At 71.5% G+C, this 16779-nt stretch carries 9 protein-coding genes and 1 pseudogene; 7 read left to right on the plus strand and 3 right to left on the minus strand.

Going from position 1 to position 16779, the window contains the following annotated elements; genetic code table 11:
• The first annotated feature begins 14 nt into the window (after positions 1 to 14).
• From ACWGI6_RS29825 to ACWGI6_RS29835, 3 genes and pseudogenes are all read left to right on the plus strand, one after another.
• Positions 15 to 1754, plus strand: a complete 1740-nt coding sequence (locus tag ACWGI6_RS29825) for an N-acyl-D-amino-acid deacylase family protein (RefSeq protein WP_453270381.1) — start codon at positions 15 to 17, stop codon at positions 1752 to 1754.
• A 187-nt stretch (positions 1755 to 1941) separates the two neighbouring features.
• Positions 1942 to 3402, plus strand: a complete 1461-nt coding sequence (locus ACWGI6_RS29830; RefSeq protein ID WP_453270382.1) for an aldehyde dehydrogenase family protein — start codon at positions 1942 to 1944, stop codon at positions 3400 to 3402.
• Between the two features lie 156 nt (positions 3403 to 3558).
• A pseudogene (locus ACWGI6_RS29835) lies at positions 3559 to 4101 on the plus strand (amino acid transporter); the annotation flags it as partial.
• A 302-nt stretch (positions 4102 to 4403) separates the two neighbouring features.
• On the opposite strand, the gene ACWGI6_RS29840 reads toward ACWGI6_RS29835, so the two are convergent.
• The 3 genes from ACWGI6_RS29840 to ACWGI6_RS29850 form a co-directional block, all read right to left on the minus strand.
• Positions 4404 to 5366 carry a quinone oxidoreductase family protein gene (locus ACWGI6_RS29840; RefSeq protein WP_453270383.1) on the minus strand — a complete coding sequence of 321 codons (963 nt, stop codon included), beginning with the start codon at positions 5364 to 5366 and terminating at the stop codon, positions 4404 to 4406.
• 484 nt (positions 5367 to 5850) lie between these two features.
• Positions 5851 to 6756: a zinc-binding dehydrogenase gene (locus tag ACWGI6_RS29845; RefSeq protein WP_453270384.1), complete on the minus strand. Its 906-nt coding sequence runs from the start codon at positions 6754 to 6756 to the stop codon at positions 5851 to 5853.
• 120 nt (positions 6757 to 6876) lie between these two features.
• The gene (locus ACWGI6_RS29850; RefSeq protein WP_453270385.1) at positions 6877 to 8397 is read right to left on the minus strand and encodes a CehA/McbA family metallohydrolase; all 1521 of its coding nucleotides are present in this window, start codon (positions 8395 to 8397) and stop codon (positions 6877 to 6879) included.
• A 172-nt stretch (positions 8398 to 8569) separates the two neighbouring features.
• On the opposite strand from ACWGI6_RS29850, the gene ACWGI6_RS29855 reads away from it, so the two are divergent.
• The 4 genes from ACWGI6_RS29855 (at position 8570) to ACWGI6_RS29870 (ending at position 16530) form a co-directional block, all read left to right on the plus strand.
• Positions 8570 to 9394, plus strand: a complete 825-nt coding sequence (locus ACWGI6_RS29855; RefSeq protein ID WP_453270386.1) for a TIGR03619 family F420-dependent LLM class oxidoreductase — start codon at positions 8570 to 8572, stop codon at positions 9392 to 9394.
• Between the two features lie 383 nt (positions 9395 to 9777).
• Complete coding sequence (locus tag ACWGI6_RS29860) at positions 9778 to 10185, plus strand: VOC family protein (protein WP_453270387.1); 408 nt, start codon at positions 9778 to 9780, stop codon at positions 10183 to 10185.
• A 133-nt stretch (positions 10186 to 10318) separates the two neighbouring features.
• Positions 10319 to 12967, plus strand: coding sequence for a bifunctional FO biosynthesis protein CofGH (locus tag ACWGI6_RS29865; RefSeq protein ID WP_453270388.1), 2649 nt, complete (start codon positions 10319 to 10321; stop codon positions 12965 to 12967).
• 128 nt (positions 12968 to 13095) lie between these two features.
• Complete coding sequence (locus ACWGI6_RS29870; protein ID WP_453270389.1) at positions 13096 to 16530, plus strand: tetratricopeptide repeat protein; 3435 nt, start codon at positions 13096 to 13098, stop codon at positions 16528 to 16530.
• Positions 16531 to 16779 lie beyond the last annotated feature (249 nt).

Genomic DNA, 16779 nt, shown 5'->3' on the forward strand with positions numbered 1-16779 from the left:
GGGGCGCACCGCCCATGCTCGACCACCTGATCAAGGGCGCGACCGTTGTGGACGGGACGGGCGCGCCTTCGTACACCGCCGATGTCGGCATCCGCGACGGCCGTATCGCCGTCGTCGCCCCGCCCGACGCCGTCACCGAGGAGGCGAGGACCAGCGAGGACGCGACCGGTCGGGTCCTCGCCCCCGGCTTCGTCGATCCGCACACCCATTACGACGCGCAGCTGTTCTGGGACCCGTACGCGACCCCCTCGCTCAACCACGGCGTGACGACCGTGGCGGGCGGCAACTGCGGCTTCACCCTGGCACCGTTGCACCCCGGGCGGCCCGCCGACGCCGACTACACCCGCCGGATGATGTCCAAGGTCGAGGGCATGTCCCTGGTGGCGCTCGAAGAGGGCGCACCCTGGACGTGGAACTCGTTCGGCGAGTACCTGGACGCGCTGGAGGGGCGGATCGCCGTCAACGCGGGCTTCATGGTGGGACATTGCGCGCTGCGGCGGTACGTCATGGGTGCCGATGCCGTCGGCGGGCAGCCGACGCCCGAGCAGATGGCAGAGATGCTGGCGCTCTTCCACGAGGCGATGGAGGCGGGGGCGTGGGGTTTCTCCACCACGCAGTCGTCCACCCACTCCGACGGCGACGGGAAGCCGGTCGCCTCCCGGCACGCCGAACCGGCGGAGCTGCTCGCGCTGTCGCGGGCCGTCGCCGCGCACGAGGGCACCCAGATCGAGGCGATCGTGGCGGGCTGCCTCGATCAGTTCAGCGACGCCGAGATCGAGCTGTTCGTGCAGATGAGCGCGGCGGCCGGCCGGCCGCTGAACTGGAACGTGCTGACGGTCGACGCGGCGGTGCCCGAGCGGGTGCCGCGCCAGCTGATGGCCGGCGAGCGGGCCCGGGAGGCCGGCGGCCGGATCGTCGCCCTGACGATGCCGATCCTCACCCCCATGAACATGTCCCTCGGCACCTTCTGCGCCCTGAACCTGATCCCCGGCTGGGGCGAGGTCCTGAGCCTGCCGGTGCCCGAGCGCATCGAGAAGCTCCGCGACCCCGACGTCCGGGACGAGATGCTGCGGCGCGCGCACAGCAAGGAGGCGGGCGTCTTCCGGCGGCTCACCCACTTCGGCCGGTATGTCATCGGGGACACCTACTCGCCGGCCAACGACGGCCTCACCGGGCGCGTCGTGCGGGACATCGCGGCCGAGCGCGGCCAGGAACCCTTCGCCTGCCTGGTCGAGATCTGCGCCAACGACCAGCTGCGGACGGTCCTGTGGCCGATGCCCACCGACAACGACCCGGACTCCTGGGCGCTGCGCGCCGAGACCTGGCAGCACGAGGACGTGCTGCTCGGCGGGTCGGACGCGGGCGCTCATCTGGACCGGATGTGCGGTGCCCCGTACACGACGCGCTTCCTCGGCGACTGTCTGCGGGGCAGGAAGCTGATGGGCCTTGAGCAGGCGGTGAAGATGCTCACCGACGACCCCGCACAGCTCTTCGGCCTGCGCGAGAGGGGCCGCATCGAGGAGGGCTGGCACGCGGACCTCGTCCTCTTCGACCCGGAACGGATCGACGCGGGCAAGGCCACCCTCGTGCACGATCTGCCCGGCGACAGCCCGCGGCTGGACTCCCGGGCGATCGGCATCAACGCGGTCTGGGTCAACGGCGTCGAGACGATCCGCGAGGACGTGGTGACCGGCGCGGTGCCGGGGACGGTGCTGCGGTCGGGGCGGGACACGAGGACGGTGAGTACGAAGTGACGCCGATGGGGCGGGGCGCGTACGAGGTGATGCCGGTGGGGTGGGGCGCGTACGAGGTGATGCCGGTGGGGCGGTATGTGGCTGAGGTGGCGCGGGTCGGGCGGGGCGCGTGTGGAACGAGGCCCTTGGGGCGGGATGGGTGCGAAACGAGGCCCTCGGTGCGGGACGTGGGGGCGGTGAGCGTCAAGTGACCACCGCAGGACGGCTGTTCATCGGTGGTGAGTGGGCCGAGCCCGACGGCGGTCACTATGAGGTCATCGACCCGGCGACGGAGGCGGTGGTCGGGCTCGCACCCGAGGCGAGCCGGGCGCAGGTGTACGAGGCGGCGGCCGCGGCGCGGGAGGCCTTCGGGGCCTGGTCCCGTACGTCGCCCCAGGAGCGCGCCGCGATCCTCGACCGGGCCGCGGACGTGATCCAGCGCGACTTCACGGCGCACGCGGAGCTTGCCCAGGCGGAGAGCGGCGCCACGACCGGGACCGCGCGCGGGATGCAGGTCGCGGTGGGGGTGGCGCGCTTCCGGCGGTATGCGAAGGGGGCGCTGGAACCGGTCGAGCAGGGGCTGCCGCCGCAGATCAACGAGGCGGGGCCGATGGGGAAGGCGGCGGTGCTGGGTGCTCTCGCGGCCCGCCGGCCCGTCGGCGTCGTCACCTGCATCACCTCGTACAACAACCCGTGGGCGAACCCGGCGGGCAAGGTCGCCCCGGCCCTGGCGATGGGCAACACCGTCGTCGTGAAGCCCGCTCCGCAGGACCCGCTGTCGGTGTACCGGATGGCGGCGGCGCTGGCGGAGGGGGGAGCGCCGCCAGGGGTGGTGAACGTCGTGAGCGGCGCATCCGCGGAGGCCGGCGAGGCTGCCGTGGACTCGCCGGACGTCGACATGGTGAGCTTCACGGGCTCCACGGCCGTCGGGCAGCGCATCGCCGAGGTGTGCGGACGCGGAATGAAACGCCAGCTCATGGAGCTGGGCGGCAAGGGCGCCGCGGTGGTCTTCGACGACGCGGACCTGGACTCGGCGGTGGCCGGAATCGGGACGACGTACTCCTTCTACAGCGGGCAGATCTGTACGGCGCCGACGCGGGTGATCGTGCAGAGAGGGGTGTACGAGGCGCTGGTGGAGCGGCTGGCGCAGTACCTGGGGCACCTCAAGGTCGGCGACCCCCGTGCGCAGGGGACGGTGGTCGGACCGGTGATCTCGGCCGCGCACCGCGACCGGGTCGAGTCCTATGTGGAGCTGGGCAGGAAGGAAGGCGCACGGGTCGTGGCGGGCGGTGAACGGCCGTCCGCTTTGGGGCGCGGCTTCTATGTCGCGCCGACGCTGCTGGCCGACTGCACCCACGACATGCGGGTCGTGCGGGAGGAGATCTTCGGTCCGGTCGTCGTGGTCGTGCCCTTCGACGAGGAGGACGAAGGGGTGGCCCTCGCCAACGACAGCGACTACGGGCTCATCGACTATGTGTGGTCCGGCGATATCGCCCGCGCCTTCCGGGTGGCCCGGCAGCTGCGGGCCGGCGGGGTCGGCGTGAACACGGTCGGCCGGAACATGGAAGCGCCTTTCGGAGGCTTCAAGAAGAGCGGGGTCGGGCGGGACGTGGGCTCGTACGCGCTGCATGCGTACAGCGAGCTGCAGGCGATCGTCTGGCCGGGGTGAGGGCGGAGCGGGGGCGGGTGCCGGGGGTGTCCGGCGGACGTGGATCGGGGTGCCGGGGGTGTCCGGCGGACGTGGATCGGGGTGCCGGGGGTGTCCGGCGGACGTGGATCGGGGTGCCGGGGGTGTCCGTGGACGTCAGCGGCAACTCCGTGGGCCTGCACCTTCATCCCGGTGGCCCGTACGGTCCCGGCGATGAGCACCTACGAGGCGCTGCCGGCGTCCTTCGCCACGATCCACCCGCGTTTCCGCTCCCCGGGCCGGGCGACCGTCGTGGCCGGCGTCGCCACCGGTGTCTTTTACTCCGTGATGAGCTTCATCAGCGAGAACGTCCTCATCGACACCATCTATGCGCTCGGCCTCATGATCTGCTTCTACTACGCGATCACGGCCTTTGGCTGTGCCTGGTTCTTCCGCCGCGAGCTGCGGAACTCGGCCCGCGATCTGCTGTTCAAGGGGGTCTTCCCGGCCCTGGGCGGAGTCCTGCTCGCGGCCGTCTTCTTCAAGACCCTGATCGACATGTGGAACCCCGCCTACGGTTCCGGCAGTTCGGTCTTCGGCGTCGGCTCGGTCTTCGTCATCGGCGTCGGCCTGCTCCTCCTGGGCTCCGTGATCATGCTGGTGATGCAGCGCCGTAGCCCGGCCTTCTTCCGCGGCGGCGTGCTGACCCGGGCGACGCCGGCGCTGGTGGTGGAGGACTAACCAGGGCGTGCCGTGCCCGCGGGCTGTTACGTACGGTCGCTGTGTGCTGTGTGCTGTGTGCTGTGTGCCGTGTGCTGTGTGGCCGTGTGGGCCCGTTCTTGCGGAATCTCGCGTGGATCAGACGGAGAGGACGGCGCGGTGCCGGTCTGCTTGGGGAGGGAAACGGGTTCGGTGAACGGGTTCTGTGAACGGGTTCGGGTTCGGTGAACGGGCGCGGATTCCGTGGAGGGAAACGGGTTCAGCGAGCGGGGGCGGATCGATGAGGGGAGGCGAATGGGGCGAGGGGGGAAGGGCGTTCAGCTTCAAGGGCGGAGGGCCAGCTTTCCCTTCGTCCGGCGGCTGAGCAGGTCCTCGTGCGCGTCGCGGGCCCGCGCGAGGTCGTACTCGGCGCCGACCAGTGGCCGCAGGCGTCGCCGTACCGTGAGGTCGAGCAGCTCCTCCAGCACGGGCCCGCCGGCCCCGTTCCGGGTGATGAGCGGGATGAGCCAGAAGCCGGCGACATCGATGTTCTCCACTGCGAGGCGGCTCGGGGCGACGGCAGAGGCGGCCTGCCGGGACGAGGCGCCGTACGTGACCAGGCGCCCGAGGTACCCGAGTGCGTCCAAGGCGGAGTCGAGGACCGGGCCACCGATGGCGTCCAGGATGATGTCGACCGGGCGGCCCTGATTGGCATCGAGGACCCGCTCCCGGTAGCCCTCCGCGGCGCCGTCGATCGCCGCGTCCGCGCCGAGTTCGAGGGCGAAGGCGCGCTTCGCCTCCGATGACGCCGTGGCGATGACGCGTCCCGCGCCGAACTCCCGGGCCAGCTGGACGGCGAGACTGCCCGTCCCGCCCGCGGCGGCATGGACCACGACGCTCTCGCCGGGCCGCACGCGGGCGACCGACCGCAGCACATGCCACGCCGTCAAACCCTGTACGAGCAGAGCCAGCGCCTCGCCCGCGCTCACCCCCTCCGGTAACGCGACCAGATCACGGTCGGGGACGACCGTCCTCGCCGCATAGCCACCCTGCACGACATAGCCGAGGACCCGCCGGCCGTCCGCGGCCCGGCCGACGACCTCCATGCCGGGGATCCGCGGCAGCGGCCCCTTGGGTGCGTACGGACCGTCGGGCTGCTCGCCCGCGATCTGCTTGATGTCGCCGAAGTTGACGCCCGCTGCCTCCACCTCGACCAGGGTCTCGCCCGGCCCCGCCACCGGGTCCGGCACCTCGGCCTCCGTCAGCACCTCCGGGTCACCGAATCGCTCGAACTGCATGGCACGCATGAAGGCCCCTCCCGGACTGGTCATGATTCCCCGCGACTGCTCCCGATCCCCGCCAAACTACGGGCCCCGGCCGTCGCGGCGGGCACTCCTGACAGGCACTCCTGACGGGCACTCACATCGGCTCCCCACGGGGCTGCACGGCGAACACCACCGGGGGTGCTCGCTCGCGCGGCCGGAACGGCCAGGCGATCTGCACGTCGACGGCCCCGACAGTGATTCACGGCGAGCCGCCTGCGACCGTTCGGCGAACCTTCGCCGGCCCGCCGTCGCTGGGCGGGGCCCGGGATCGGTCGTTGAGCCGGCTTACCCGGCGCCCGCCGCCGTCGGGCGTGAACTGGCCTATTTGGCGGCTCGTCGTCGCTGGGTGGCGGCCCGCGGCCGGTCATTGAACCGACTTACCCGCCGCCCAATCGCCGGGCACCGCCCGCCATCGCCGGGCGCCCGCGATCCGGCGCCGATGAACCCGCCTACCCGGCCTGCGTGTTCACCCGACCGTCAGGACCGCCTTTCCGCGGATCTCGCGGTTGATCAGGGCGGTGGCGGTCTCGCCGGCCTGTGCCCAGTCCGCCACCCGGTCCACGCTCGACTCAAGACGGCCCTCGGCGACGAGTCGGACGAGGTGGGCCAGATCGGGGCCCGTATCGCCGCCCGCCTGAATACCGATCAGCTTCAGCCGGCCGACGACCAGCTGGTACGGCTGCAGCGGGGTCGGCTCGGCCGAGGTGGCGCCGATGGAGATGACCGTGCCGTCGGGGGATATCCGGCCGAGCAGCTCGCCGAGCAGTGAGCCCCCGACGTTGTCCAGCACCACGTCCACCGGGTCGCTGAGATCGGCCGCACCGGTCAGAACATGGTCCGCGCCGAGCGCCGCCAGGCCCGCACCGCGCGCCGGGCTGCCGACGAACGCGACCACCTCGGCGCCCGCCTGGTGGGCGAGTTGGACGGCGAAGCGCCCCACGCCGCCGGACGCGCCGGTGATGGCGACGCGCTGTCCGTGCCGCACCCCGGCCGTGCGGAGCGCGCGCAGCGCCGTGAGTCCGGCCACGGGGAGGGCGGCAGCCGTGGTGAAGTCCACCGAGTCGGGCAGCACGGCGAGTTCATCGACCGGGACGGCGCGCAGCTCGGCCCAGCCCGCGTTCCAGCCCCAGGTGATGACGCGGTCGCCGGGCTTGGGGCCGCGGCCACTGGCGGCGGCCCGCTCGACCACTCCGGCGGCGTCCCAGCCCGGGACGGTGCCCTCGGCGTCGTCGTCGGACTTGGGCAGCTCACCGTAGTTCAGCGATATCGCGCTGATCTTGACCAGCACCTCGTCGGGGCCGGGAACGGGATCGGCGACCTCGCCCAGGGCAAGTCGGCCGGGTACGGAGTGATCGACAACAAGGGCACGCATCGGAGTTCTCCCTAAGGGGTGGCGCTGACGCTGATGCCCTACGTAACCGGTGGGTCACTCCGTTTATTCCGGCCTTTCGTCGGCGCCCGGTTCCTCTCAGCGCTCCTCTCAGCGCCGCGCTCAGCCCCAGGGGCCGAGGAAGACCGGGTTGGTCATCGCCGCCATGGGCCCCGGCAGACCCGCAGTCGTCGACGGGTGGCGGACTTCCGCGCGTATATAGGCGGCGTAATCCGGGGTGGTCTGCCAGCTGACGGTGCCATCGCCCGAGGCGGGCAGCGGGGCCGAGTACAGCCGCCCCTGGTCGGTGACGAAGGAGACCGTGCAGCCCGGAGCGCCGGAGACCTTGAGATGTGCCGTGACCTTCGCCGTACGGGGGGCCTCCAGGCGCTCGGCGATCCCGGCGTGTTCGCCGCGCTCACCGGTGACGGAGAAAGCCAGATCGACCTTCGACGACTCGGCGATCCAGACCCGGCCGGCCCGGATGCCGTCCTGCAGGGCACGGCGGGAGAGATCGTCGGCGAGCACCACGGTCTGCGGCAGGCCCACGACATCCGGGTCGCGGTGGGCGTCGCTGTGGCCGACGGCCGGCAGCCAGTCCGCGCGGCCACGGGTGTGTGCGACCAGGGTGTTGTCCCACTCGGCGAGGGTGATCTCGTCGTCGGGGGTGTACGGGCCGTTCCAGACCTCCACCGCATCGGCTTCGTTCAGCCCGAACTTCCAGTTGCAGCCGATGCAGGTGGCGTGTGGATGTGCCGGGATGACCAGACCCCCGGCCCGCCGGATGGCGCGCGCGAACTTCCCGAAGGCATTGTCGCGGGCCCGGTAGCGCCAGTCGATGAAGACCTCGGGGTCGGTGCCCATCGCCACCACGTGCCCATTACGGGTGGTGACCTCCTCGCCGGTCAGGATCAGCAGGTCATCGCCCCACAGGCCGTCCCAGGCGCGGTGCGCGGAGGTGGTGTTGTGCTCGGAGGTATTGATGAAGTCCAGCCCGGCGGCGCGGGCCAGCGCCGCGATCTCGGCGGGGGTGCGTTTGCCGTCGGAGTGGACGGAGTGCAGATGGCTGTCGCCGCGGTACCAGGCGCGGCCCCGGCCCCGGGCACGCTCGGGCGGATGGACGGGTGCCGGGGTGTGTCCCTGGGGCCCGTACCGCAAGGTGATCGTGACGTCGTAGGACAGCCCCTGTGGCGCGACCGTGTACGGCCCCAGGGTGATGTGCCAGGTACCGGCGTTGACGGGACCCGGCAGATATCCGGGGGTGGCCTCGTCGGCGCGCAGGAAGAACTCCGTACGCGCCCCGCCCGACCAGCCACGGAAGCCGGCGCCGCCGAGGTCCGTGCCCCGCTCGTCGAAGATGCCGATGTCGCAGGCGTTGCCGGTCGTGCCCTCGGGGACGGCGGGCTTGTCGTAGCTGTAGGCAACGGCGAGCTCTCGGACCCCGTGCGGCACCTCGACCGGCAGATACACGAAGTCCGGCGCGCCCGTGGGCAGATGACCGGTCACCCGGCGGGTCTGCTCGTCCGGCCCGCCTCCGGACGGCCCGGCAGCGGGCGTTGCGTCGGCGAAGCTCACACGTCCGAGCGTAAGCGCGCCCGACGCGCCCGCAACCGCCGAAAGTCTCAGGACATCTCGCCGTTCCATCCCCACCCCCGTGTCGTGTCGTGCTCGTCCGATTCCGCTGCGCGGCCGGCTCGTTGCACCGCGTGAAAACTGTTGTACGCGCGTGTGACGGAGAGGGAAAGGGCTGTGGATAACCGTCGGGCGGTGAGGCAACATTCGCTCACTCACACACCCGACGCGGAGGTGGCCCAGCATGCGGATCGCGACCACGATCTTCCTGACCGACGAGACCATCCGGCCGGACCGGCTGGGGCACGAGCTGGAGCAGCGCGGATTCGCCGGCCTCTATCTCCCCGAGCACACCCACATCCCCGCCTGCCGGGACACCCCCGCCCCCATGGGCGAGCCGCTGCCCCGCGAATACGGTCGCACCCTCGACCCGTTCATCGCGCTCGGACAGGCCGCCGCGGTCACCGAGCGGCTCGCCCTCGGCACCGGCATCACCCTCGTCGCCCAGCACGACCCGGTCGACCTCGCCAAGCAGATCGCGACCCTCGACTTCCTCTCCGGAGGCCGCTTCACCCTCGGCATCGGCTACGGCTGGAACGTCGAGGAGGCCGCCGACCACGGGGTCGAGTGGTCGACCCGGCGCGAGCTGACCCGCGACCGGGTGGCGCTGATGCGCGCCCTGTGGGCCGACGAACCAACCGCGTACAAGGGGGCGTTCGGGTCCGTACGGGCCTCCCTAGCCCACCCCAAGCCCGTACACGGCGCGCCGCGCACCCTCCTCGGCGGCGCGGCCGGCCCCAAGCTCTTCGGGCAGATCGCCGAGTACGCCGACGGCTGGCTGCCGATCGGCGGCCGGGGGCTGACGGAGACCGTTCCCGTGCTGTGGCGGGCGTGGTCGGACGCCGGGCGTACCGGCGAGCCGGTCGTGGTGCCCTACGCGGTCCAGCCCTCGGCCGGAAAGCTGGCGCACTACAGCGAGCTGGGCGTGCAGGAGGTGGTGCTGCAACTGCCGCCGGCCGGAGAGGCCGAGGTGCTGCGGACGTTGGATGACTTCGCGCAGTACTTGTGACCTGTGACCTGTGACGTGGGGGTGGCGGTGGCGTGTGACGGAGGGGAGTGCGCCGTGCGGGATGGGTGACGAGTGCGAACCGGTGAGGCGGGGCCCGGGGAGGCTCTTTTGCGGGCCTGCTCCAGGGCCTTGGCCGGGCCTAGTACCAGCGGTGTACGGCTCTCCCTCCCAGGTCGGTACCGGAGACCGATCCGCGCCGGCCTCTGCGGTCGTAGCGTCGAAGGTGCAGGGCCGCGGATCTCTCAGCAGACCGGCGACCCGTGGAGAACGGTGAACGGTGAACGGTCAAGAAGATCAACGGTCCAAGAAGGTCAACGGTCCGCGCTGATTCAGCAGATCAGGGGCCACGTTGATCACTCGGCCAGAGAGATCAAGGAGATCCCATGCCTCGCCTCGACCACACGATCGTGCACAGCAAGGACCGTTTCGCGTCCGCCCGGTTCCTGGCCGGCCTGCTCGGCGCGCCCGAACCCAAGGCCTTCGGTCCCTTCGCAGCCCTCAAGCTCGACAACGGAGTGACCCTCGACTACGCCGAGCATGTAGCCGGCGGCGAGTTCGTCCCCACGCACTATGCGTTCCTGGTGACGGAGGACGAGTTCGACGCGATCTTCGCCCGTATACAGGAGCGCGGGCTGCGCTACTGGGCCGACCCCATGCACAACAAGTCTCAGGAGATCAACACCCATGACGGTGGCCGTGGTCTCTACCTCAACGACCCCGACGGCCACAACATGGAGTTCTTGACCCGGACGTACTCTGAGGAGCTGCTGGCCGCCATGGCCGGCAAGTAGGCGTGCGGCGCGCCGCCGCCGGGAAGTGCCCCTGAACGCGTGGTACGGAACCACCGCCCGTAGTGATCAGTGGCACATCAACCAGCCGATCTCCGGCGGCGGTGCTGTCGGTGGGCGCTCGTATCCTCGGAGGATGACTTCCAGCGCGCAGGGACCTGACCAGGCATCCGACCATGGGACCGACCGCGAAACGGGCACCGGGCCAGCCCCTCGGAGCCGGCCGACGGCCAACGCGATGCGCCGCGCCCTCAAGCGGGCCCGCGACGGTGTGGCGCTGGACGCCGGCGAGGCCGCGGTGCTGCTGCAGGCGCGCGGCGCGGACCTCAGGGACCTGTGCGCCTCGGCGACCCGGGTGCGGGATGCCGGCCTGGAGACCGCCGGCCGCCCCGGAGTCATCACGTACTCCCGCGGAGTCTTCATCCCCTTGACGCGCCTGTGCCGGGACAAGTGCCACTACTGCACGTTCGTCACCGTCCCCGGCAAGCTGCGCCGCGACGGCCACGGGATGTTCATGTCGCCCGACGAGGTGCTGGACGTCGCCCGACGCGGCGCCGAACTGGGCTGCAAGGAGGCCCTCTTCACCCTGGGGGACAAGCCGGAGGACCGCTGGCCAGAGGCCCGCGAGTGGCTGGAGGCACATGGCTATGACGACACGATCTCGTACGTCCGCGCCATGGCGATCCGCGTCCTGGAAGAGACCGGTCTGCTGCCGCACCTCAACCCCGGGGTGCTGTCCTGGACGGACTTCCAGCGGCTCAAGCCCGTCGCCCCGTCCCTGGGGATGATGCTGGAGACCACCGCCGAGCGGCTGTGGAGCGAGCCCGGCGGTCCCCACTACGGTTCGCCCGACAAGGAACCGGCCGTGCGGCTGCGCGTCCTGGAGGACGCCGGCCGCTCCAACGTCCCCTTCACCACCGGGCTGCTCATCGGCATCGGCGAGACGTACGAGGAGCGCGCCGAGTCCCTCTTCGCGCTGCGCCGTATCCAGCGCGCCTACCACGGCATCCAGGAACTGATCATGCAGAACTTCCGCGCCAAGCCGGACACGGCGATGCGCGGAATGCCGGACGCCGAGCTGGAGGAACTGGCCGCGACCATCGCGGTGGCCCGGCACATCCTGGGCCCCTCGACCCGAATCCAGGCGCCGCCCAACCTCGTCGACGGCGAGTATGCGCTGCTCATCGACGCCGGGATCGACGACTGGGGCGGCGTCTCCCCGCTGACCCTCGACCATGTGAATCCCGAGCGCCCCTGGCCGCAGATCGACGAGCTGACCGAGCGCTGCGCCGCGGCCGGGTTCGAGCTGCGCGAACGGCTCCCCATCTACCCGGAGTTCCTCCAGCGCGGCGAGCCGTGGCTCGACCCCCGCCTGCTGCCCCATGTACGCGCGCTCGCCGACCCGGAGACGGGCCTGGCCGTGGAGGACGCCCCCGTCGTCGGCCGCCCCTGGCAGGAGCCCGACGAGGGCTTCACGATGGGCTCCTCGGGCCGTACGGACCTGCACCACACCATCGACACCGAAGGCCGCACGGCCGACCGCCGTGATGACTTCGACGAGGTCTACGGCGACTGGGAGGCGCTGCGCGAGGCCGCGGCCCCCGGGATGGTGCCGGAGCGCATCGAAGCCGACGTACGACAGGCGCTGGCGCAGGCCGCCGACGACCCCACCAAGCTCACCGACGCGGAGGCGCTGGCGCTGCTGCACGCCGACGGGCCCGCCCTGGACGCCCTCTGCACCATCGCCGACGAACTGCGCCGCGACACCGTGGGTGACGACGTCACCTACATCGTCACCAGGAACATCAACTTCACCAACGTCTGCTACACCGGCTGCCGCTTCTGCGCGTTCGCCCAGCGCCGCACCGACGCCGATGCCTACACCCTCTCGCTCTCCCAGGTCGCCGACCGTGCCCAACAGGCGTGGGAGGTGGGCGCGGTGGAGGTGTGCATGCAGGGCGGCATCCACCCCGACCTGCCCGGCACGGCGTACTTCGACATCGCGCGTGCGGTGAAGGAACGCGTTCCCGGTATGCATGTGCACGCCTTCTCGCCCATGGAGGTCGTCAACGGCGCGACGCGTACGGGGCTGTCCATCCGTGAGTGGCTCACCGAGGCCAAGGCCTCCGGGCTGGACACCATCCCCGGCACCGCCGCCGAGATCCTCGACGACGAGGTCCGCTGGATCCTCACCAAGGGCAAGCTGCCCACGGCCACCTGGGTCGAGGTCATCAAGACCGCCCACGAGCTGGGGATCCGCTCGTCCTCGACGATGATGTACGGCCATGTCGACCAGCCGCGCCACTGGCTCGGCCACCTGCGCCTGCTGGCACAGATCCAGCAGGAGACCGGCGGCTTCACGGAGTTCGTCACCCTCCCCTTCATCCACACCAACGCCCCCGTCTACCTCGCCGGCATCGCCCGCCCCGGCCCCACCACGCGCGACAACCGTGCGGTGACGGCGATGGCCCGGGTGCTGCTTCACCCGCACATCACCAACATCCAGACCAGCTGGGTCAAGCTCGGCACGGAAGGCGCCGCCGAGATGCTCCGCTCCGGCGCCAATGACCTGGGCGGCACGCTGATGGAGGAGACCATCTCCCGGATGGCGGGGTCGAGTTACGGCTCCTACCGCTCCATCCAGGACCTCATCGCCATTGCCGACCAGGCCGGCCGCCCGGCCCGCGCCCGCACCACGACCTACACCCCGGTCACCGAAGAACGCCGGACCGCCGCCCTCGCTTCGGACGGCCATCTCCCGGAACTGCTGCCCCTGGTCGAGTAGAGCGGCCGGGCCGCGGAAATCCGCAGTTATCCACAGCCCCGGACCCGTCACTCCGCACACGGCTAATCTGCGAGAGCAGGGCGGTGAGACGACAGGGCGGCAAGGCCGACACGGAGGGGGCGGAAGCGGTGGATCGCAGCAGATTGTCGCGGCAGGAGCTGATCCGGCTCCGGCGGCGGGAGGGGTTCGTCGGGCGGCGCGGTGAGATCGCCGCCTTTCGCGACAACTTCGCGCGGGCGGTGGAGGATCCGGCGCAGCAGTTCCTCTTCCATGTGCACGGCCAGGCGGGCGTCGGCAAGACGTCCCTGATCCGGCAGTTCGAGAGCGCCGCGCGCGAGCACGGCGCGCCGACCGCGTACGTCGACGAGACGGTGCACGGCGTGCCCGAGGCGATGGCCGCGATCAGCGCTCAACTGGCCGCTCAGGGGCGCCCCTTGAAGGCCTTCGACAAGCTGTGGGCCACCTACCGGGAGCGGCGCCACGAGGTGGAAGCGGCGGCCGTCGCCGCAGAGATGGCGCCCGCCTCGTCGAATCCGGGCGATCCCGAGGGCGGCGCCCCCTCGCCCGGCAGCGTGCTCGCCGCCCAGGCCGGGCTCGCCGGTCTGGGTCTGCTGCCCGGCGTCGGCGCCGTGACCGGAGTGCTGGACGCCCGCCAGGTGGCGCGCGGCGCGGACCGGCTGCGTGGTCTGGTCAGCGCCCGGCTGCGCAATCACGATGACGCGCAGTTGGTGAGGGAGCCGGTGGAGGTCCTGACCCCGGTGTTCGTACGGGAAGTGAGCTCCGTTGCCGACGAGGTGCCCTGGCTGGTGCTCTTCTTCGACACCTATGAGCGGACGGGGCCGCTGCTGGACCTCTGGCTGCGCGACGTCCTGGTCAGCGATCGGTACGGGCCGCTGGCGCCCAACGTGGTGGTGACCCTGGCCGGCCAGACCGCACTGGACCGCCGGTGCTGGGCCGACTCCCTCGACTGTGTGGCGGACGTGCCGCTGGACACCTTCACCGAGGCCGAGGCACGGCATTTCCTGGCCACCAGGGACATCGTCGACGAACGCATCGTCGAGGTGATCCTGCGGCTGTCGGGCGGTCTGCCGGTGCTGGTCTCCACCCTCGCCGAGAACCGTCCGCACGCCGCCGAGGCCGTCGACGACCCCAGCGACACGGCCGTCGAACGCTTCCTGAAGTGGGAGACGGACCCGGTGCGCCGTGAGGCGGCACTGGCGGCCGCCCTGCCGCGCCATCTGGACGAGGACATCTTCCGGGCCGCGGTGGACCCGGCCGCTGCGGAACAGTTCGGCTGGCTGTGCGGGCTGCCGTTCGTCGCCGACCGGGCCGGGCAGTGGCAGTACCACGAAGTGGTGCGTACGGCGATGCTCCGTCTGCAGCGGCGCAGATCCCCACAGACCTGGGCCGCCCGGCACCGCCATCTCGCCGAGACCGCCCGACGCTGCCGTGCGGAAGGCACCGCCGACGCGGACCCGGCGGAGGCGGAGGCCTGGACCGATGAACGCCGGCTGGAGTACCGGCTGCGGGAGATCTACCACTCCCTCTGCGCGGACCCGCGGCCGTCCCTCTCCCAGGCCCTGTCCGACACCCTGGACGCCGCCGAGCACGCACCGCCCGCCGTACGCAGAGTGGTGGAGACCATCCGCCAGGCCGGTGAGGACGCCGGAGACCCGGAGGCCGGCGACTGGGGCCGGCAGATGACCGCCGCGCTCACCGAGGACGGCGGCGGCCTGATCGCGATCCTCACCGCTCTGCTCGCCCGCCCCGGTCAGGACGTGTCCCGGCAGGCCCGTATCCATCGCATCCGGGGCCGCGAGCACCGCAAGTCCGAGGCCTGGCCGCAGGCCTTCGCCGACTTCGACCGCTGCCTGGAACTGGAGCCGGACAACGCCTCCGCACTGCTCGGCCGTGGTCTGACGCACCGCTATATGCGCTGCTTCGAGCGCGCTGCCGAGGACTACACCCGCGCCCTGGAGATCACCCCGGATTCATGGGACGCCGCCTCCCAACTCGGCGAGGTCCACCGCCTCCTGGGCCACTACGAACAAGCCGTGACCGAATTCGACCGGGCCCTGGTCCTCCAGCCCCGGCACGCCTTCAGCATTGCCAGCCGCGCCGTCTGTCTCCGTCGCCTCGGCCGTCACGAGGAAGCGCTGGCGGGCCTGGAACGCGCCATCGAGATCAACGCGGAGTACGCCTGGGCAATGGCCGAGCGGGGCGCGACCTATCGGGAAATGGGCCAGTACGACCTGGCCCTGGCGGAGTTCGACCGCGCCCTGGCAGTCAACCCCGCCTATGTCTGGGCCAACGCCCGTCGCGGCATCACCCTCCGCGCCCTGGGCCGCTACGAGGAAGCCCTCGCCGCCCTCGGGAGCGCAGCCGAAATCCAGCCGAACGACCCCTGGCTATGGGCCGAGCGCGGCAAGACCTGCCTGGAAAGCGGCCGCCACGAACAGGCGCTGGTGGAGGCCGACCGGGCCCTCACCGTCGACCCCGGCTATGCCTGGGCCCATATGGCCCGCGGTGCGGCTCTGCGCGCCCTGGACCGCCACGAAGAGGCACTGGCTGCTCTCGACCGGTCCCTGGAGCTCAACCCCGACGACGCCCCCGCATGGAGATTGCGGGGCGAGCTGGCGCGCCACCTGGGCCGTCATGACAGTGCTCTCACGGCCCTCGACCGGTCGATCGCCCTGGACCCCGCAGACGGCCAGACGTTCGCCCAACGCGGCAAAACCCATCTGTTACGGGGCGACGACGCCCGCGCCCTCGCCGACTTCGACCGCGCCCTCGCCGACGGCGAGCTGACCGCCACCCTTCTTGCGCTCAAGGCCGGCTGTCTGCGCCGGTCCGGTGACCTCGACGCGGCACGCGTGGCAGTCGAAGCGGCGCGGGCCGCGCTGGATGCCGGCTCCGAGGAGCCATCGGCCGCGCTGATCGTCCGCTACGAGGCAGCCATGCTCGCCGGCCTGCCCAGCGGCGCGCACGCGCCTGCTGCCGCCACGGACGCCTGGGAGGAGCTGCGAGCCGAAAGAGTTCCCCCGCGCCCCGGTGGCGCAGGCCCGTCGGACATCAACGGCAACGCCGCCGCTGACCGCAACGCCGCCCCAAGCGGCAACGCCACCCCAAGCCGCAACGCCGCATCCGGCCGCAGTGCCACATCCGGCCCCGACGTCATCCCCGACCGCAACGCCGCCCCTGACGACAACACCATCCGCATCGCCGCAGCCAACGACGACTCCGCCGCCCACGGCCGCCACGCCCACGGCCGCCACGCCCGCGGCGCCCCGCTGATGGGGACGGCCGTGGTGGCAGTCGTCAGCCGATGTGCCCTCGGCGACTGGTCGGGTGCCGAGGCGTTCACCGCGGTGCTGCTGGACGGCTGCCCATGGGAGACAGCGGCCGAGACCGAACGAGGGGTGCGTGACCTCATATCCCTGCCGGGCGCGGATACCGACCGGCTGGAGGCGCTACGCGGCCGGCTGATACGCCACATGCAGGAGACGGCTCCCGATCCGGACGGTCGTGACAGTCCAAGGCGGAGTGCCCCCGGGCACGCATAACGAGGCGGCCCGATGCGGCGACCGGGCAGACGCCTCCGCTGAGACTGACGGGCAGACGCCACCGCTGAGACTGACGAAGCTGCTGAGGCTGACGCATCTGCTGGCACCGGCGTACTACCTGGCACCGGCGTACCTGTTGGCACCGACGTACCACCCGACGCCGACGTACCTGCTGGGAGTGAAGTGTGGCCGCCGGAGCTGACGTAGGCGTAGGTGCAGGCACTGACGCGACCACCCGGGCCGCGAGCG

It is taken from the genome of Streptomyces sp. NPDC054786, assembly GCF_053611685.1.